This window comes from Heyndrickxia shackletonii, from assembly GCF_001420715.1.
Lineage (GTDB): Bacteria > Bacillota > Bacilli > Bacillales > Bacillaceae_C > Margalitia > Margalitia shackletonii.
The window spans coordinates 2006231-2025555 of record NZ_LJJC01000004.1; the positions used below are offsets into that span (position 1 = coordinate 2006231).

18 protein-coding genes are annotated in these 19325 nt (G+C 35.7%); 15 read left to right on the forward strand and 3 right to left on the reverse strand.

Annotation, left to right across the window (positions count from 1 at the left end; genetic code table 11):
• The first annotated feature begins 40 nt into the window (after positions 1-40).
• The 12 genes from AN964_RS09565 to AN964_RS09615 all read left to right on the forward strand — a co-directional run bounded on the left by AN964_RS09565 (position 41) and on the right by AN964_RS09615 (position 12583).
• On the forward strand, positions 41-1246 hold the full coding sequence (locus tag AN964_RS09565) for a CCA tRNA nucleotidyltransferase (RefSeq protein ID WP_055739461.1): 1206 nt from the start codon (positions 41-43) through the stop codon (positions 1244-1246).
• The gene (locus tag AN964_RS09570; RefSeq protein ID WP_055739462.1) at positions 1219-2199 is read left to right on the forward strand and encodes a biotin--[acetyl-CoA-carboxylase] ligase; all 981 of its coding nucleotides are present in this window, start codon (positions 1219-1221) and stop codon (positions 2197-2199) included. The genes AN964_RS09565 and AN964_RS09570 overlap by 28 nt, the downstream gene beginning before the upstream one ends.
• Positions 2200-2477: 278 nt before the next feature.
• Positions 2478-3311 (forward strand): 3-methyl-2-oxobutanoate hydroxymethyltransferase, encoded by an 834-nt coding sequence (panB, locus tag AN964_RS09575; protein ID WP_055739463.1) that lies wholly within the window; start codon positions 2478-2480, stop codon positions 3309-3311.
• A gap of 3 nt (positions 3312-3314) precedes the next feature.
• Positions 3315-4163 (forward strand): pantoate--beta-alanine ligase, encoded by an 849-nt coding sequence (panC, locus tag AN964_RS09580; RefSeq protein ID WP_055739464.1) that lies wholly within the window; start codon positions 3315-3317, stop codon positions 4161-4163.
• A 190-nt stretch (positions 4164-4353) separates the two neighbouring features.
• Positions 4354-4740, forward strand: coding sequence for an aspartate 1-decarboxylase (gene panD, locus AN964_RS09585; RefSeq protein WP_055739465.1), 387 nt, complete (start codon positions 4354-4356; stop codon positions 4738-4740).
• A 344-nt stretch (positions 4741-5084) separates the two neighbouring features.
• The gene (gene dinG / locus AN964_RS09590; protein ID WP_055739466.1) at positions 5085-7895 is read left to right on the forward strand and encodes an ATP-dependent DNA helicase DinG; all 2811 of its coding nucleotides are present in this window, start codon (positions 5085-5087) and stop codon (positions 7893-7895) included.
• Positions 7896-8086: 191 nt separating this feature from the next.
• The gene (locus AN964_RS25450) at positions 8087-8257 is read left to right on the forward strand and encodes a YpmA family protein (protein ID WP_083489283.1); all 171 of its coding nucleotides are present in this window, start codon (positions 8087-8089) and stop codon (positions 8255-8257) included.
• 11 nt (positions 8258-8268) lie between these two features.
• Positions 8269-8751 (forward strand): cell wall elongation regulator TseB-like domain-containing protein, encoded by a 483-nt coding sequence (locus AN964_RS09595; protein WP_055739467.1) that lies wholly within the window; start codon positions 8269-8271, stop codon positions 8749-8751.
• A 491-nt stretch (positions 8752-9242) separates the two neighbouring features.
• Positions 9243-10430, forward strand: coding sequence for a pyridoxal phosphate-dependent aminotransferase (locus AN964_RS09600; RefSeq protein ID WP_055741200.1), 1188 nt, complete (start codon positions 9243-9245; stop codon positions 10428-10430).
• 143 nt (positions 10431-10573) lie between these two features.
• Positions 10574-11269 carry a DnaD domain-containing protein gene (locus AN964_RS09605; RefSeq protein WP_055739468.1) on the forward strand — a complete coding sequence of 232 codons (696 nt, stop codon included), beginning with the start codon at positions 10574-10576 and terminating at the stop codon, positions 11267-11269.
• Positions 11270-11430: 161 nt separating this feature from the next.
• On the forward strand, positions 11431-12084 hold the full coding sequence (gene nth, locus AN964_RS09610) for an endonuclease III (protein WP_055739469.1): 654 nt from the start codon (positions 11431-11433) through the stop codon (positions 12082-12084).
• A gap of 1 nt (position 12085) precedes the next feature.
• Positions 12086-12583, forward strand: a complete 498-nt coding sequence (locus AN964_RS09615) for a YpoC family protein (RefSeq protein ID WP_055739470.1) — start codon at positions 12086-12088, stop codon at positions 12581-12583.
• An 80-nt stretch (positions 12584-12663) separates the two neighbouring features.
• Here the strand turns inward: AN964_RS09615 and AN964_RS09620 are convergent, their stop codons facing one another.
• Positions 12664-15294: a penicillin-binding protein 1A gene (locus AN964_RS09620; protein ID WP_055739471.1), complete on the reverse strand. Its 2631-nt coding sequence runs from the start codon at positions 15292-15294 to the stop codon at positions 12664-12666.
• A 157-nt stretch (positions 15295-15451) separates the two neighbouring features.
• Positions 15452-16075 carry a Holliday junction resolvase RecU gene (recU, locus tag AN964_RS09625; RefSeq protein WP_055739472.1) on the reverse strand — a complete coding sequence of 208 codons (624 nt, stop codon included), beginning with the start codon at positions 16073-16075 and terminating at the stop codon, positions 15452-15454.
• A 580-nt stretch (positions 16076-16655) separates the two neighbouring features.
• Here recU and AN964_RS09630 point away from each other — a divergent pair.
• The 3 genes from AN964_RS09630 (at position 16656) to AN964_RS25455 (ending at position 18319) form a co-directional block, all read left to right on the forward strand.
• Entirely contained in the window at positions 16656-16871 is a 216-nt protein-coding gene (locus AN964_RS09630; RefSeq protein WP_055739473.1) for a hypothetical protein, read from the forward strand.
• 396 nt (positions 16872-17267) lie between these two features.
• Entirely contained in the window at positions 17268-17669 is a 402-nt protein-coding gene (locus AN964_RS09635; RefSeq protein WP_083489284.1) for a YppE family protein, read from the forward strand.
• A gap of 152 nt (positions 17670-17821) precedes the next feature.
• Positions 17822-18319: a YppG family protein gene (locus AN964_RS25455; protein ID WP_083489285.1), complete on the forward strand. Its 498-nt coding sequence runs from the start codon at positions 17822-17824 to the stop codon at positions 18317-18319.
• Positions 18320-18666: 347 nt separating this feature from the next.
• Here AN964_RS25455 and AN964_RS09645 read toward each other — a convergent pair whose 3' ends face one another.
• Complete coding sequence (locus AN964_RS09645) at positions 18667-19134, reverse strand: Hsp20/alpha crystallin family protein (protein WP_055739475.1); 468 nt, start codon at positions 19132-19134, stop codon at positions 18667-18669.
• Between the last annotated feature and the right edge of the window lie 191 nt (positions 19135-19325).

Sequence of the window (19325 nt, forward strand, 5' to 3'; positions counted from 1 at the left end):
ATTTAGTTATTAATATTTGAAAAGGGAAAAAGGTGGTTAAATGCAAGAACCATTCCTACAGGCGATACCGATATTGAAAAAAATAGAATCTTATGGCTATGAAGCATATTTTGTTGGTGGGTCGATACGAGATCTTTTATTAAATCGCACCATATCGGATGTTGATATTGCCACATCTGCCACCCCAGAGGAAATCAAAAAGATATTTGACCGAACAGTTGATGTTGGTATCGAACATGGCACTGTATTAGTATTACATAAAGATAAAAGATATGAAGTGACAACTTTTCGAGCGGAATCGCAGTACAAGGATTACAGGCACCCGGATAAAGTGGAGTTCATCAGATCACTGCAAATGGATTTAGAAAGACGAGATTTTACGATGAATGCCATCGCTATGGATCAGTTCGGCAATCTAAAGGATCCATTTGATGGTAAGACTGATATCAATAGAAAAATCATCCGTACAGTAGGTGCAGCAGAAAGCCGCTTTCATGAAGACGCATTAAGAATGATGAGAGCGGTTCGATTTGTAAGTCAACTTGAATTCTCGATTGATAAGGATACACGTAATGCTCTGTTTCAACATGCCAATTTGTTACATTTTATTGCCGTAGAAAGAATTACAAACGAATTTATTAAGTTGTTGAAAGGCACGGCAAAAACAGCGGCAATTTCCATTTTATTAGAGTCTGCCTTGGTCAATTTTATGCCGAATCCCTATGATACTAAATATTCATTAACCAAATGTATCCATTATCAAATAGATATATTATCAGAGGACCAAATGTGGTTAATAATATTATACTTTCAGAATGGTGACCCTGCTGAGTATTTAAAAAAATGGCGGCTTCCTAATCAAAAAGTAAAATATTTAACGACTTGTCTTCGATCATTAAAAGTCAGAGAAAACAGGGAATGGTCCGAGCTGACTTTATATCCGTTAAAATTGCAAATGGCGATTGATATCGAAATGGTTTATCGAACCTTACAAAAACAGAGCGTGGATAACGTTGATGATGAGATTTCCAATAAATATGAGAGATTAGTTATTAAAAGCAGAGAGGAATTGCAAGTGGGTGGCAATGATTTAATCGGTTGGTTTAATCGTCCCGCTGGCCCTTGGATTAAAGAGGCATTAAACATTATAGAAGAAGCAGTGTTGTTGAAAAAAATTAAAAATAGTAAGGATGCTATTAAGGGGTGGATATTAAATAAATGCAATCACCAACAAGAACAAAACTGATTGAAGCGTTTTCTCATGCAAATGGAGAGTTTTTATCAGGACAAGCTTTAGCAAATATTTTAGGTTGTTCCAGAACCGCAATTTGGAAACATATAGAGGAATTGCGGAAGGAAGGATTTGAATTAGAGGCAATTCGCAATAAGGGGTACAGAATAATAAGTACTCCTAAAAATATGACAGAAAATGAATTACGCTTAGGACTAAAAACAACCATTTTCGGCAAAACCATTCAATATTTAGAATCAACCGATTCCACTCAAAAAGTCGCCCATCAATTGGCGCAAGAAGGTTGCCCGGACGGGACACTAGTGATTGCGGAAGAGCAAACAAACGGACGTGGAAGGTTAGCACGCAATTGGCATTCTCCTAAATACACTGGAATTTGGATGAGCCTTGTTTTACGGCCAAAGCTACCTCCAGCAAAGGCTCCGCAATTTACATTAATTGCGGCGGTTGCTGTTGCAAGAGCGATTGAAGATATTTGTGAAATTAGTCCGGATATCAAATGGCCAAACGATCTTTTATTAAACGGCAAAAAAATCACAGGTATTTTAACAGAATTACAAGCCGATTCCGATAAAATTAATGCCATTATTATGGGAATAGGGATGAACGTAAACCAAAAGGAACAGGATTTTCCTAAGGAACTACATAATAATGCAACCTCTCTAGCAATTGAAACGGGGAAGGAAATCTCCCGTTCAGAGCTTGTTAAACGGATTTTGGAAAATCTTGAAAAATATTATTTGCTCTATTTGGAGAAAGGGTTTGCACCATTAAAGCTCCTTTGGGAAAGCTATGCTGTTTCCTTAGGAAAGGATATTATTGCAAGAACCATCTCCGGAAATATTTCGGGTAAGGCTCTTGGGATTACGGAAGAGGGGGTCCTAAAAATTGAGGACCAAAATGGACAAATCCATAAAATATATTCCGCTGATATAGAAATGAAATAAATAGTCATTTTCACGCAAATTTGCTATACTTTGAATGGGTAGTATCCTTAGGAACTGCACCTTATATTATCATAGTATAATTTAATATTGTTCTGCCTTGATCCGATACGGACGGGGACAGAGGGTCGAAACTATCTTAAAAACTACAGGAGTCCTTCTGCCTTGCGAAGGACTCTTTTTTGTTAAATCATGAATGATTGGAATATGTTTCACCTTCTTCCCGGAGAAAATGGCAGGTATAAGGAATACGACCTGACCAATACGAAAGGGGAATTTGAATGAAACAAACAACCGATTTCTTGAAAATGAAAGAAACAGGGGAAAAAATTTCGATGTTGACTGCTTATGATTTTCCGAGTGCAAAGCTGGCAGAAGAAGCAGGCATCGATATGATTCTGGTAGGAGATTCTTTAGGAATGGTGGTACTTGGATATGATTCAACCATTCCAGTCACTGTAGACGACATGGTCCATCATACAAAGGCGGTAAAACGCGGTGCAAAAAATACCTTTGTCGTAACAGATATGCCTTTTATGAGTTATCATTTGAGCCGTGAAGATACTTTGAGAACCGCTGCTCGCATTATCCAAGAAGGCGGGGCACATGCTGTCAAGGTGGAAGGCAGCGGAGAGGTTATATCCATGATACGCTCGCTTACCAATTCTGGTATTCCAGTCATGGCACATTTGGGCTTGACCCCGCAAATGGTAGGGATTTTTGGTGGCTATAAGGTGCAAGGAAAAACAGCTGAAGCGGCAAATCAGTTAATTTTGGATGCGAAAATGTGTGAGGAAGCTGGTGCTTTTGCGGTTGTCTTGGAATGTGTTCCGAAGCAAATCGCGGAACAAGTAACAGCACAATTAAATATCCCCACTATCGGGATTGGGGCAGGGGTTTCTACAGACGGTCAAGTTTTAGTTTTTCATGATTTATTGTCATATGGGATAAACAGGGTTCCTAAATTTGTAAAGAAATATGGGGATGTAAACAGTGTTGCTTTAGAAAGCATTGGCCAATATATCCTTGATGTCAAAAATGGGTCTTTTCCAGAGGAGAGCCATAGTTATTCCATGAAAAATGAAGAACTGATTCACATTTACGGAGGAAAATAAATCATGAGAGTAATAACATCACGACAAGAAATTCAAATGATTTCTTTAAAGCATAAAAATGAGGGTAAATCAATTGGCTTTGTTCCAACAATGGGTTATCTACATGAAGGGCATCTAACTCTAGCAAAAAACGCCCGTGAAAACAATGACATTGTTATTATGAGCATTTTTGTAAATCCACTTCAGTTTGGACCAAATGAAGATTTTGAAACATACCCAAGGGATCTTAAACAGGATGAACAATTAGCTAACAACGTCGGGATTGACTATTTATTTGTTCCATCTGTGGAAGAGATATATCCAAATTCTCCTGCTATTCAGATGACCGTTCAAAATCGTGTAAACGTTCTATGCGGAAAGAAACGAGAAGGTCATTTCGATGGTGTGGTTACGGTCTTAACGAAGCTATTTCATCTTGTTATGCCAAACCGAGTATATTTCGGATTAAAGGATGCTCAACAGGTATCAGTCGTAGACAGCCTAATCGAGGACTTTTTCTTTCCAATTGAACTAGTGGCAGTGGATACAGTTCGTGAAGAAGATGGACTTGCAAAAAGCTCCAGAAATGTTTATTTAAATGACCAGGAAAGAATGGAAGCTGTAGAACTACAAAAAAGTTTACAGGTTGCAAAAGTATCGATACAAAATGGTGAGAGGAATATGGATAAGATTATTTCTTTAATCGAAAATCATTTGCAGTCGACTACTAGTGGTGCAATTGATTATATTGAAATGTATCAATATCCATCTTTAAAACCTTTAATTGAAATAAAAGGAAAAATAATTATTGGGCTTGCAGTTCAATTTTCAAAAGCAAGACTCATTGATAATATAATCATGGAGATTGCGTGACCGAAGTCTCTTTTTTAACTTTATTGCTTTTCAGTGACTAAAAGTTAGGTAACAATCTTCATTGGGTTATAAATGAATAAACTTAAAAATGATGCCCTAACACCAAGCTGCTTAAGATTTTTAACAAATGACGAAAAGCAACCATCCATGCAGAAACAACCTAACAAAGAGTGAATGAGGAGGATACATCATGTTTCGCACAATGATGAATGGAAAAATACACCGAGCAACTGTAACAGAAGCAAACCTAAATTATGTAGGGAGTATAACGATTGATCAGGATATATTAGATGCAGTTGGAATGGTTGAAAATGAAAAAGTGCAAATTGTCAATAATAATAATGGCGCACGATTAGAAACCTATATAATAGCTGGAAAACGGGGAAGCGGAGTAATTTGTTTAAATGGTGCCGCAGCAAGATTAGTTCAGGTAGGGGACATTGTCATTATCATTTCCTATGTGATGATCCGTGATGAGGAAATGCCTTTTCATCAACCTAAAATCGCGATAATGGATCAACATAATCGTGTAAAAGAAATGATTTCACATGAACCGGAAGCTACTGTAATGATATAACTTATAAAAACCGTATCTATTTGGATGCGGTTTTTTACATGCTATTAATGTATTGCAATATAAAATTATGCTACACTATTAGAAAATGGAGACACCGCAGCACTGACATACGGGCTATTGAAGTTGATGTGCCAATTTTACGTTGGCTTTACTGATATAAAATAAACACAGTCAGGTAGTTGGACCTAGTGATCCTGGCAATTCAAATTATACCGAGTAAAATCTGAATTGTAATTTTACCTGATGTTTTATCCGCAGGGAGAAGACTTGGAAGTCCGCTAGACGATAGGTGCCGTAACTAGATAAAGAATTCAAGCACATGTATAAAAAATTAGGTGATTTTTATGAACGAGCATTTTGTTGTTGTGGATATAGAAACAACTGGTAATTCTCCGAAAAAAGGGGAAAGAATTATCCAAATATCTGCAGTGAAAATGAATAAAGAAAATATTATCGATCAATACACTACGTTTGTGAATCCCGAAATATCTATTCCGCCATTTATAGAGGAATTAACAGGTATAAATGAAAGTATGGTAAAAGATGCTCCTTCATTTGAAGAAATTGCACCTTTTCTAAGGGATTATTTGCAAGGGTGTATTTTTGTTGCACATAATGTCTTATTTGATCTTCAATTTCTGCAAAATGAGTTTGAAAGGGTGGGGGTAGAACCGTTTACAGGAAGTATGATTGATACGGTTGAATTAGCTAAAATTATTCTCCCTGACTCTGATAGTTATAAACTTATCGAACTGGCAGAAAGCTTGTCTTTAACACATGAAAGGCCGCATCAGGCTGATAGTGATGCGTTGGTAACAGCTGAATTACTTTTATATTTGTTGCAAAAGGCAAATAAGCTACCGCTTGTAACACTCGAGAAGTTAGCGGATTTTTCCATGCATTTAAAAAGTGATATTGATATTCTTTTTGATGATATTGTTATGGAGAAAAGAAAACATATTGAAGATTTACCGCATGATTTGGAGGTCTATCGAGGCATTGCCCTTAAAAAGAAGCAGCTCTCTGCTAAAATCGATCATTATAGAGAACCGTTTCAATACCCTGAAACATCTGTGGAAAAAGAAAGATTACTTTCTCAATATGTTGAGCATTACGAACGCAGAAATGGACAATTTGAAATGATGGACGCGGTTTTCGCTTCTTTTCAGCAAACGAATGATGCAGTCATTGAGGCTGGTACGGGGATCGGAAAGTCTATTGGTTATTTACTCCCAAGCATCTATTTTGCCTGTAAAGAACGAACGCCTGTTGTAATAAGTACATATACCATACAGCTACAGGAACAATTAATGAAGAAGGAGATAAAGCTATTATCCGACATTCTTCCTTTTCCGTTTAAAACTGTTTTACTAAAGGGGAGAAGTCATTATTTAAATATGTTTAAATTTGAACAGTCTCTATCGGAAAGGGACTGGCAATATGATTCCTTACTAACAAAAATGCAAATACTGGTATGGTTGACCCAAACGGTAACAGGAGACGTGGATGAACTAAACATATCCACCGGTGGAAGTGTTTATTGGAATAGAATCAAACATGATGGTTGGCATTTAACGAAGGAAAAGGATCCATGGATTTCAAGAGACTTTTACCTGCATGCCAAAAAAACAGCACTAGATGCAGATATTATTATAACTAATCATTCCATGTTACTGACGGAGCTTGTCCAAGATATTAAGTTATTTCCTGATTTTTCTTATCTTATTATGGACGAGGCACATCATTTGGAACATGCAGCCCGTCAGCATTTGTCGATTTCACTAGGATTTAATACAAGTAAATTTTTGTTAAGCCGCTTAGGTATTTACGAAAAGAAGCAATTATATTATCAGCTGGAACGTTTATCAGACGCACAAAATATATCTGTTACAGTTCATGCATTTGAACTTGACTTCATGATTCATGAGCTAGATCTTTCCTTGGATGAATTATTTATGATGATTGGTCAGTTTATTCAACATTCCATTAATAAAAAGGAAAAATCTCAACCAAAATTACGGATTAGATTAACGGAGGAAAGTCGAAAGAAACCTAGTTGGGAAAAAATAAAATTATGTGCAGAGCAAATTGTTGCGCTTTTTACTGATATTAGAAAAGGCATCCAAGAAAGATTAGATGCCCTAAATCAACAAAGCGGACAGTTAAAAAACAAAGAAAAAGCTTTATTGGAAGAGATGTATGGATTTATAGGGGATCTGGAACAGCTTCAAAGCAGCATATCGTCACTTGTGCTTCACCCACTGGAACATCATGTATATTGGATAGAAGGGGATAAGCGTGCTCTGCCCAATAGTATTACCATAATGGCTCAACCGGTTTCCGTCCATTCTGCTTTAAACGAGAAGCTATTTGAAAAAATGAAGAGTGTTATTCTTACTTCAGCCACTTTAACCATTAATCATTCTTTTCACTATTTCAAAGATAGCATCGGGCTAAATTCAAATCGAAAGGTTATGGAAAAATGTATCCCTTCTCCGTTTGATTATGAAAAGCAGACAAAATTATTCATACCGAATGATATACCTGAAATTCATCAGGTTTCCATTCAAGAATATGCACAAGACATCACCAATCATCTTATCGGTATTGCTCAAGCAACTAAAGGAAGAATGCTTGTCTTATTTACCTCTTATGAACTATTAAGATTGGTTCATGATTATATGAAAGCTTGCGGATTATTGGAGGAATTTATTTTGATTGCTCAAGGAATCACTTCCGGGAGCAGAACACGACTTACGAAGAATTTCCAACGTTTTGATAAAGCAATACTTTTTGGAACGAACAGCTTTTGGGAAGGTGTCGATATTCCTGGTGAAGATTTATCATGTTTAGTAATGGTACGACTTCCATTTTCTCCTCCAGATGATCCAATCACAGAAGCCATTAATGAGAATTACAAACAAAAAGGGATTAATGCTTTTACGGCACATTCTTTGCCGGAAGCAATCATTAGATTCAAGCAAGGATTTGGGCGTCTAATAAGAAGGAGTACGGACAGGGGCGTTGTGATTGTCTTTGACAGAAGAATAGAAACAACCAGTTATGGAAATGCATTTATTAAATCCATACCTCCTTTGCCAATCGAGCACGGCAATTTATCGGACATTATTGATAATATCGAAAAATGGTTATAGAAACATTTTTTAACCAATAAAAAACGCTGCAAAATGCAGCGTAAATAAGTGTGGACTAGAAGTATTTTTTAATAATTAATCATCATTTACTGTTGTTTTACTGTTATAATGATGAAGTGTAATTAATTTTATTGTTGCCTTATCGTGAGGACCATATGAGTAACAAAATTTGTGTGTAAAGGAGGATGAAGATGGAGAGTAAAATTGAAGTATTATCTTCTGTAAAGATTGAACATCATTCCGATTTATATAAAATTGTGGACGCATTAAATCGAACTTTAAAAGAGGAAGATCTAATGTTCGGTCTTGCATTGGATTCAAAGGACGATAAAAAGGCAATTTTTACGATATACCGTACATAAGAGGGTAAAATATGAAAAAATGGATATTAGGAATCAGCATAGTTGTAGTAGTAGGGATTATCGGATTATTTGTAAATGTTTATTTTCAAGCAGTAAATCCATTAAATTCGGCGCATCAAACCGCAATAACAGAGGCGAAGCAAAAAGCAAATCTTGTTTCCGCTGATCAGTTTTATCAGTTTAACGGTACTGAGAACTATTCTGTTGTGGTCGGGAAACAAAAAAACGGTACGAAGGTAGCTGTTTGGATCCCGGAAAATAAAAAAGAAAATGTAACGATTATGAAATGGGCAGATGGAATATCAAAAAAAGAAGCCTTAAATAAACTTATGGAGAAGAAAACTCCAGCGAAAATTTTAGGAATTCGTCTTGGAATGAAAGACCAAATGCCAGTTTGGGAAGTATCCTTTTTAGATAAATCAAAAAAACTTAATTATTTTTATATTGATTTTCCAAAAACAAGTAATCATTCAACATTAATTGAAAATATTTAAGGCTCTTTTATTAACATCGAATAGCGAGAATAATATTCAAGGAATTATGCCCGTAACTCTGGCTGATATGGAATGATGGGAACAATACTAGGAGAATCGTGCCCGATATGGGGACTGACATGGATATACGGGAACAATACCGGGAGAATCGTGCCCGATATGGGGACTGACATGGATATACGGGAACAATATCGGGAGAATCGTGCCCAATATGGGGACTGACATGGATATACGGGAACAATATCGGGAGAATCGTGCCCAATATGTTGGCTAACCTCGAATAACGGGAACAATCCTCGAGGAATTGTGCACTATGTTGATTTCGTTAAGGGAACCCTAATAATTATTTTTACTTAGGGAACGTATGACAAAAGATGCCCCTAAATGGAATCTTCATTAGGAATGAGAATCAATTTGGCATAGAAAAAATCTTGCAAAAATAGCTATAATTAACTAAAAGTGGATAGAAAAGGCAGGGAGAACCAATGGAAATTACTTTGGCAAAACGTGTTAGTGCTTTAACTCCTTCAACAACATTAGCGATTACAGCAAAGGCAAATGAAATGAAAGCGGAAGGAATCGATGTAATCGGTCTTGGAGCAGGTGAACCGGATTTCAATACTCCAGATCATATTATTGAAGCCGCAGTAAGGTCTATGAAGGAAGGAAAAACGAAATATACTGCGACAGGAGGTCTACCTGCCTTAAAGAAAGCGATTATCGATAAATTTATCCGTGACCAAGGAATTGATTATAAACCTTCTGAAATCATTGTTACGAATGGTGCTAAGCACGCATTATATACTCTTTTTCAAGTCATTTTAGACGAAGAAGATGAAGTAATAATACCAATTCCATACTGGGTCAGTTATCCGGAACAAGTAAAACTAGCAGGTGGAAAATCTGTGTTTATTACTGGTACGGAGGAAAATCAATTTAAAATCACGCCGGAACAATTAAAAGAAGCGATTACACCAAAGACAAGAGCGTTTATTATTAACTCTCCAAGTAATCCAACCGGAATGATTTATTCTAAGGAAGAGTTAAGAGCATTAGGAGAAATTTGTTTGGAAAATGGAATCATCATTGTTTCGGATGAAATATACGAAAAATTAGTATATGATCAACATCAGCATGTATCCATTGCGCAAATTTCGCCACTTCTTAAGGAACAAACTATTATTATTAATGGTGTATCAAAATCTCATTCTATGACTGGCTGGAGAATAGGATATGCGGCTGGAAATGAAAAGATTATTAAGGCGATGACGGATTTGGCGAGTCATTCTACATCAAATCCGACTACTCCTTCTCAATATGGATCGATAGCGGCTTACAATGGAACACAAGAACCAGTTGAAGAAATGAGAAAAGCGTTTGAAGAAAGATTAAATATAATCTATCCTAAGTTAATAAGTATTCCAGGCTTCAGCTGTGTGAAACCTCAAGGCGCCTTTTACTTATTTGTAAACGCGAAAGAAGCAGCTGAAATTACAGGATATTCATCAGTAGACGCTTTTGCAAAAGGGTTATTAGAAGAAGCTAATGTTGCAGTAATACCTGGATCAGGTTTTGGAGCAGCAGATTATATTCGACTTTCATATGCAACATCTTTAGCAAATTTTGAAAATGCGCTAACAAGAATTACATCATTCATTACTAGAAAAATGGCTGAATAATATAATTCCTTATCTCTTAAGAAAGAAATCGGCTTATTTGCCGGTTTCTTTTTCTGTCTTATTCATTCTAGGATAGAATGGAAATCTATTTCGATTCTCAAGAGCAATGCACCATGATATACTTATAAATGAGGTGTCCGATCATGGATAAAGAAATAATGATGACATGGATGGAAGAAGGTAATCTCCATATTCCACAACTTTTATTGTCAAAATATAAGAAAATAGGCTTGAATGAAACAGAATTAGTTTTGATACTGCAAGTTCATTCTTTTCTGGAAAAGGGGAAGGACTTTCCAACGCCGGAAGAGCTTGCAAATAGAATGACAATTCCTGATAGTATTTGTGCTTCTATCCTTGGAAAATTACTTCAACATAAATTTATTTCCATAGAAGAAGGTTATGCTGAAAATAATATCCGCTACGAAAAATATTCGTTAAGACCTTTATGGGAAAAGTTAATAGAGGAGCTCATCTATGATAAAAAGCAGGACGAGCTAGAAAAGAATTTGATACAGGAAACGAATTTATATACCACATTTGAAATGGAATTTGGAAGGCCATTATCTCCCTTGGAATGTGAAACTTTAGCGATGTGGCTTGATCAGGATCAGCATAATCCGGAAATTATTAAAGCTGCATTAAAAGAATCCGTCTTATCTGGAAAAATCAACTTTAGGTATATCGACAGAATTCTTTTTGAATGGAAAAAGAATGGGATTAAAACCATTGAACAAGCGAACAAACACGGCAAAAAGTTTCGCGAACAACGCAAATCTACAAATGTTGCTTCAAAAAGTACAAATACCGTTCCATTTTATAATTGGTTGGAGCAATAAGAAAAGCATAAGCGCAGCCGCTCAAACGCAGGGATGAGTGAAATTAACACTTCAAATTTCTCCTGATGTTGACTTTTCCTAAAGGCGACGGAGAAATCCGTTAACCGATGGCTGCTTGCGCCAGACAGGATTAAATGTAAGAAGTAAGGTGGTATTGTTAGATGTTAAACCAATCGCAAATCCGTTTTTGCCTTGATGAAATGGGAAAAATGTTTCCGGAAGCACATTGTGAATTAAATCATTCCAATCCCTTTGAATTGGTCATTGCGGTTTCTTTATCAGCTCAATGTACTGACGCGCTGGTAAATAAAGTAACAAAACAATTATTTCAAAAATATAAAACACCAGAAGATTACTTATCCGTTTCGCTTGAGGAGCTGCAAAATGATATAAGATCAATCGGTTTATTTAGAAATAAAGCGAAAAATATTCAAAAGCTTTCTCAGATGCTTATCTCGGACTTTAATGGGGAAGTGCCAAAGGATCGTGATGAATTAACAAAATTGCCTGGTGTCGGCAGAAAAACAGCGAATGTAGTTGTATCTGTTGCATTTGGAGAACCTGCAATTGCAGTGGATACTCACGTGGAAAGGGTAAGTAAGCGTCTAGGATTCTGCCGTTATAAGGATAGTGTTTTAGAGGTTGAAAATACTCTGATGCGAAAAGTACCCCGTGAAGAGTGGTCTATTACTCATCATCGCATGATTTTCTTTGGCCGTTATCATTGTAAAGCCCAAAATCCGCAGTGTGAAATATGCCCGCTTTTAGAATTATGCCGTGAAGGAAAAAAACGAATGAAAAAGAAAGTGATATGAATTGGATATTACCGTACCAAGAGAACTCAAACATCCTTTATTTTTCCCTGATGTAAATTTAAAAGGGATAGGTAGGGAAGGAGAAGGTATATTCTTTTTTCCTGAACTCTTATATTACACTGAGCATAGCGGGCTTGCTCCATGGCTAAATTCGGAAAATGAAATTCCTAAATTAGCTGATAAATGGAAACGGATAAAGGATGAATTAGTCTCATTGTTAAAGAAGCGCAATATAGATATAGGTTTGCAAATGTTAAAAGGTATTGAAATATATTTTACTCTATTATTTTGGAGCAACGAAAAACCGGTTCAATTATTTGAATGGGAAAAGGAAGTTAAATTGTTGGATTGTAAGCCTATAAACTTGGTAGAACGTCTAGGATTCATTGTGGCTAAATACCATACTTATCCTGCTTTTATCCAACTCTCGGAGCTTTTCACAGAGCAGCAAAAACACTATGCCAGAAAGATTACAATCGAAAAATATAAACAAAAATAAGGCTTCTCCTTTGTTGTTAAAGGAGAAGCCTTATTTTTGTTTTTTATAAAGGAGTGCCGTTCATGCACTCCTTTATAAGATTAACCATTATTATCACCAGGAGGATTAGGCGGTTGTGTTTGATTGTCTCCGTTATTTTCATTGCCAGTATCATTGCCACCGCCGCCATTATCATTACCGTTATTATTTCCGTTATCATTGCCATTGCCATTATTACCGTTGCCATTATTATTACCATTATCATTACCGTTGTTATTTCCAGAACCATTATCGTTGCCATTACCGTTGTTATTACCGTTGTTATTACCATTATCCCCATTGTTTTGTCCATTTCCGTTTTCATTCGGATTCGGAACGGTAACCGTGATGACAGCTGGTTTACTTCGCTCTCCATTCAAGATAGCAGTAATTTCGAATGTATAGGTAGCACCCGGCTGAGGATTTGCAATGGTCATTGCTTTATCGCTGGTTGAACCTAGTGAATTCTTAGCACCATTAATAGTACTAGTAACTTCAAAGGTGACGCCAGCATTTGCTTTAGGATGATCCCATGTTAAATTGATTTCATTCGTATCCTTATTATAACTTCCTTTTACATTTGTAGGGGACTCAAGCTTATCATACTTTTGCGATACTTGAGATGGTTCTTCATTGCCCTTTACAAATAACTCATAAGAGATTTTATCATTTGGAGTTGATGGACTCGGTTTCTGTGCAGGGTTCGTGCCAATTTCAACCGGCAACTTCACAACGCTGTTTGGCATTTTAAAGTCTTCTGGTTGTTTCCCTTGCTCCACATAACTAATTAAATGCTTGAACATAAGCTGTGCAATATGCTGATTAGGACCAGGTGCAATATAATTCTTTCTATCAGGGTATCCAGTCCAAATAGCACATGTGTAATCCGTGTTGTATCCTGCAAACCAAGCATCCGGAACAGCTCTAGAATCAGGAATATTGTATTTTCTCATTTCCTCATCAGAATAATTGGTTGTTCCAGTTTTGCCTGCAAGGTTTAATCCTGGCACATATGCATCTCTACCTGTACCAGTAGGAGCAGTAAGCACGTCTTTTAACATATCCGTAATCATATATGCTGTATAATCACTCATGGCAATTTTTGGCTTGATGTCATTTTTCACAACCGTATCCCCATCGCGAAGGACGATTTTTCTTACTGTATGCGGTTTATTGTAAATGCCATTATTTCCAAATGCGGCATATGCTCCTGCCATTTGTTCAGGGGAAACATTAATTCCTCCTCCAATAGCGGATGATTCATAGATAGTATCAAAATTAAATCCTAAATTTGCTGAGAATTTTTTCGCATTATCAAAACCAACATCCATTAATGCTTTATAAGCTGGGATATTTCTTGATTCATATAATGCCTTTCTCATGGACATCTGGCCTTTATACTGTCTGTCCCAGTCGTGTAATGGTATATTTCCATGCTGATAATTGGTTGGTGTATCCATTAATTGATGGTACGTGGACCACTTATTAAATTCGATAGCTGGCCCATAATCGAGAATAGGCTTAATAGTGGAACCAGGTTGTCGTTTTGTATCAACTGCATAGTTCATTCCTCGTAAGACTTTTGGATTGCGTGAACCGCCAATGGCGCGAACTTCGCCAGTTTTCGTATCGAGCAATGTGACACCAGCCTGAAACTTATCATCTGGATAGTTAACAATTTCATTTGTATTCATCATTTTTTCTGTATATTCTTGAGCTTTCGGATCTAATGTCGTATAAATTTTTAAGCCATCGGTGAAAACATTATAGTCGCCCATAGATTGAACTTCATCTATTACAGCATCCACAAATGCGTCATATTTTTGCTTAGCTTTTGTACGATTTTTTTGTTTCACTAATCCATAGGTAATTGGAACCTTTTTGGCATCCGCCATTTGCTGTTTGTTGATTTTATTATGCTGATACATTAAAGAAAGAACAATATTCCTTCTTTTTTCGGCCAATTCAGGATTATCAAATGGATTGTAGTTATTTGGACTCTGTTGTATACCAGCAAGTTCGGCTACCTCTGGAAGAGTTAATTTGTTCAATGGCTTATTGTAATAATACTTTGCAGCCGTTGCAATTCCATGAACACCATTTCCCATATAGATCTTGTTTAGGTACATTTCTAATATTTCATGTTTTGTATATTGTCTTTCCAATTGAATGGATAGCCATGCTTCCTGTGCTTTCCTTTTCAGTGTTTTTTGTTCGGATAGGAAAGACATTTTTACTACCTGCTGTGTTATAGTACTAGCTCCTTCAGCACCAAATCCACGAGTTAAATTGGCCCAAACAGCACCACCTAAACGAATTGGATCAATCCCATGGTGTTTATAAAAACGGGCATCCTCCGTTGCTAATACTGCATCTTCCACAAGTTTTGGTAAATCATCGTATCTTACATAAATTCGATTGACTGAACCTATTGTTTCAACAAGATGATTATTTTTATCATAAATTTGCGATGCTACAGGGTCTGTTAGCATTTTTTTGTTTAATTTAGGAGCGCTGCTTGCATAATAAGCAAAAGTAGCTACTCCAGACAATAATCCAATCAAACAAATGAGAAAAAAAGCAAGGAACAATCTTTTAAAAAGAGACCGTTTTTTACGCTTTCCTTTTTTATTTGGAGCCTTTGACGTTTGTTGTTTTCGGCGTTCCTCTCGTGTTTGATATTTATCTGCCATAAAAAAATTTCCTCTCTTCCCAACTTTAAAGGTTATTAAGTATTTTCGTAAGTATTATTCGTTGTATTAAATTAAGCTTGTTTTACACATATGAAATGTACTTAAAACAACAAAGATTACGAAAAGAGACTTATTTAAAGTTGTTGTTCAAAAAACATTATGAATTAGTTTCCCCAAAATGATATAGATGGTTAATTATATTAATATAATCGATTCGAGGCTGTATTCCAAGTGAAATCTTATGTCCAACTTCCTCAATTTCAACTTTTTTGATCGATTTTCGTCCACCTAATACCATCCTATCCCAAAATTTAAAGAGATATTGGCTTTCTAATAGAAAAATATCTTCTGATTTTGCAAATCGAAGAATGACAAAGCATATACCATTTTGTTCTACAATCCTTTTCATATGCTCAATTTGATGAGCATGAAAATTTTGTAAAGGGAATGAAGTAATATTTTGTGTTTCTTTTGCCTCAAAGTCTATATATCTACCACGATATACTCCATTATAATCAGTTGTCGAGGGCTGTTTAAAATATGCTTCCTTGATGACAGCAGTACTTCTTGATTTGTAATCTACCTGAACAATTTGTACAGGAGTTGGCTTTTTATGAATGACGGCTATTCCTTGCTCTAAATAATATAAATTTGTTTCGTTTAAGTCTGATTCTAGGGTCATACCTCTATTACTATACGAAATATTTTTCGGTAAAGTTGCCTTCTTTTTGACCGTTTCCATCTGCACATATTTTTTCCCATTTGGATAGTGGAGATCCATTAGCTTATCACCTCACATGCTAAATTATATCATAGCAAAAATTATGGTGAATAAAATAACATTAATTCTGTATATCATTATTCGACGAATTTACAACCTTCATTGTTTCACTAAATATAAGAAAATATTGTGTCAATATGCTCTTTAGAAAAAATTAATTGTAATGTAAGGTTCTTTTCTTAACTTTATTGCTAGAAAACAACCTAACGCAAAAAAGGAAAAGCATAGGCTCATTCTTTCCTGCTTTTCCTTTTTAAACTGTAAGCTAAAATATTTGGTTTAGGTTGAAGGTCTATTTGGTCCAGAGAGCTTTGGATTGCCATATCCAGCTTTGGAATCTTGTTTTTTTTCCTGCTTTTCTTGCAGTTTCTTTTCTTTGCTATCCATAAAGATCCACCTCCATTGATTAGTGTGTTCAACATTCCTTAACATCATGCATCAGATGTCGAATGGTGCCCGCTTTTTAATGAAGAACACTTTCTTTGCCGAATAACTTCTAGTTTTGTCAGGTGAGAAGGGAGATAGAAATGAAAACAGAATTATATATAACAAAACTTGTCTTGTTTGGAGGTCGAACAATATGATCGAAAAAAATGAAGTGTTACAAATGCTTGACAATTTGGAACAGGAGGTTTTGAAACTAGAAAAGAAACTAGAGAGTCAAATGGATATGGAGAAACTTAAAGTAACTCGACAAGTGGAAATGGATTATTATCATTTAGAGAGAAAGATGGCATTGCTAGAAGAAAAGGTAAATAAAAGTGTTTCCTATAGAATGCTACAATCATTTGCCTAACCTGTATTGTATTGAAGGACTAGAAACAATAAATATTTTTTTAAAAGAAATTATATAATCAATGTAGTTCTCGGTCGAGCACAAGAAGCCATCGGATATCGTATTTTATGTTTCCTCCTTTCAGGTAAGGGTATTAGGTAAAATTGCATTTCAAATTTTACTCGGTGAAATTTGCAGTGCCAATTTCTCAAGTTGTTGAGCTACTTCACTGTGTTTCCTTTTTCTCAGTCGAAGCCTACTAAATCCGAATACCAATGGGCAAGGAACTTCGCTTTTCTTATGGAATCAGCTTAATTTTTTGACATATAAATAATGAAAAAATATAATAAATGTGCATTTAGTAGCTCATAGGCTACTTTTTCTCTATGTATATAATGCGATCTATCGGAGGATATAATGGACATTGAACAATTAAGAAAACAAACAAATTTACTTATAGAGTTAAATCAAGCTGCATTAAAAGCCTATCAAAAAGCGCGGGAAACCAATGAAGCCGGTGATTTTTTTAAAGAAGTGAAGCCATTTGCAGATCGAGTAAAGATGGTTTGTGACGAATGGCTACCTCAAGTTGTGAAATGGGTAGAAAGGACACGCCCAAAACACATTCATCCAATTCAATTAAAAAATGTATCAGAAAACATTCAAATGGTGTCTGTAAGAGCTTTCTATCCGGAAACTAGCTTAAAAAAATTTAAAGGTCATATACAATCCGTCGATTATGTCTTAAATAGATTATTAGAGGAATTAGAAATAACAGAAGACAGTAATACAACAGATATTACTTTTGATCAAAACTGAAATAAAGAACTTGGTTGCCTTGCTGATTCCCTCAAATCCACCACTCACCTCTAACTGTAATGCGAGGTGTTTTTCTTATTTAGACAAATCACCATTTTTATTCCTACTCATAAAGTGTATTAGTATGACCTGAAGTTTAGGAGGATAAGAATATGAATGGATATAATTCCTATAGAAGTCCGTCCGTACCGGATAGTAGTTACCGAAAGAACATTCCATCACAGACTATGTTTAACCAAACTAATTTTCCGAATGCACCATTTCCGCACCAAATGCATCAACCAAATCTTTATCCTGTACAGCAATTTCCTAATGGATTTCAAGCATATGGGGGATATAATCAAGTGCCAGTCTACAACCCTCAAGCGAATGAATATCCGATACAACAACAGCTTTTTCAAAATCCACTTCAGCCAGTAAATCAGAATGAGGTATTAAATAGCTATAAACCTTATTCAAATCCATATCCAAAGTCACATTACAATGCTAAACCACCAGCAAGCGGGATGAATTCAATAATGAATTCCTTTAAATCACAAGATGGGTCGATTGATTTTAATAAAATGGTAAATACCGCCGGTCAAATGATGAATGCAGTAACCCAAGTTTCCACGATGGTGAAAGGTCTTGGAGGCTTATTTAAACCATAGGGCTAGATAGCCTTATTATTTTTGCAATTTTGCTACATTACTGTATTGAAATCCATAATAAAAGTTTGACCATATAAATGAAATTTGTTATTAAGAAAGTTGAAAACAAATAGTAACCTAATAATTGAAAAAAAAGAGGAATCAAATGTTAGATGCTGATTCCTTTTTTTATTGATATAAAAAATATTTAATGAAGTTAGTCCTTGATTAGAAGCAGCGCCTATCAGCCAGCGGATTTCATTGTCTCCTTCCTACGATAAGTCAACATAAGGTGAAAGAAAATGGAAGTGTTATTTTCACTTGGAAAATCCGTACGCCGATGTGCAAGTTGCTTCCGTTTTTCTTTTTTATTCAATTCTTAAACGTTTACCATTTTCCTTTGGTACATGAATCGTCAATAAACCGTCCTCGTAATTCGCCTTCACTTTCGCTTCATTTATCGGCTTCGTCAAAGGGATAGTTCTGGAAGATCGTTGCATAGAGCTCTTTTTGAAAATCGATTTTTGATTTTGATTTTCTTGAGTTGTTGATTCTACATTTTCTACTGAAATCGTGATGTACTGTTGGAAAATATCAATATTGATTTGATCCTTTTTCACACCGGAAAGCTTAGCAGTGATAATATATTCTTTATCCGTTTCATTAAGCTCGACTGGAAATGCAGAAAATGGGAATGGTGCCGAGAAGAATTCATCAATACTTTCTAAAAATCCCTTGACGGGAGGTTCTTGGAAAATATTATTCATGGAACGCATCAGTCCCTGAAAAGGATCATGAAGTGAATTTTTTTCCATTTTATCCGGTTTTTCAGACATTACAAAGGCTCCTTTCAAACAGAGATATTCAAAATCAGTGTATGAAGGAATAAGAAAATGGTGTCATTTTGCAATAGTTTCTGATGGTATCACCTTATCTTAATAGAGCTTAAAGAAAGTGTTTGACCGGAAGTATTTGTAAATCTATAAAAAATCCTTTCACAACGAACGTTTATTCGCTAAAATTAGAG

Coding starts and splice junctions, on each gene's coding strand:
- AN964_RS09565 (WP_055739461.1), top strand. CDS start 41: ATGCAAGAACCATTCCTACAGGCGATACCGATATTGAAAAAAATAGAA.
- AN964_RS09570 (WP_055739462.1), top strand. CDS start 1,219: ATGCAATCACCAACAAGAACAAAACTGATTGAAGCGTTTTCTCATGCA.
- panB (WP_055739463.1), top strand. CDS start 2,478: ATGAAACAAACAACCGATTTCTTGAAAATGAAAGAAACAGGGGAAAAA.
- panC (WP_055739464.1), top strand. CDS start 3,315: ATGAGAGTAATAACATCACGACAAGAAATTCAAATGATTTCTTTAAAG.
- panD (WP_055739465.1), top strand. CDS start 4,354: ATGTTTCGCACAATGATGAATGGAAAAATACACCGAGCAACTGTAACA.
- dinG (WP_055739466.1), top strand. CDS start 5,085: ATGAACGAGCATTTTGTTGTTGTGGATATAGAAACAACTGGTAATTCT.
- AN964_RS25450 (WP_083489283.1), top strand. CDS start 8,087: ATGGAGAGTAAAATTGAAGTATTATCTTCTGTAAAGATTGAACATCAT.
- AN964_RS09595 (WP_055739467.1), top strand. CDS start 8,269: ATGAAAAAATGGATATTAGGAATCAGCATAGTTGTAGTAGTAGGGATT.
- AN964_RS09605 (WP_055739468.1), top strand. CDS start 10,574: ATGGATAAAGAAATAATGATGACATGGATGGAAGAAGGTAATCTCCAT.
- nth (WP_055739469.1), top strand. CDS start 11,431: ATGTTAAACCAATCGCAAATCCGTTTTTGCCTTGATGAAATGGGAAAA.
- AN964_RS09620 (WP_055739471.1), bottom strand. CDS start 15,294: ATGGCAGATAAATATCAAACACGAGAGGAACGCCGAAAACAACAAACG.
- recU (WP_055739472.1), bottom strand. CDS start 16,075: ATGGATCTCCACTATCCAAATGGGAAAAAATATGTGCAGATGGAAACG.
- AN964_RS09630 (WP_055739473.1), top strand. CDS start 16,656: ATGATCGAAAAAAATGAAGTGTTACAAATGCTTGACAATTTGGAACAG.
- AN964_RS09635 (WP_083489284.1), top strand. CDS start 17,268: ATGGACATTGAACAATTAAGAAAACAAACAAATTTACTTATAGAGTTA.
- AN964_RS25455 (WP_083489285.1), top strand. CDS start 17,822: ATGAATGGATATAATTCCTATAGAAGTCCGTCCGTACCGGATAGTAGT.
- AN964_RS09645 (WP_055739475.1), bottom strand. CDS start 19,134: ATGTCTGAAAAACCGGATAAAATGGAAAAAAATTCACTTCATGATCCT.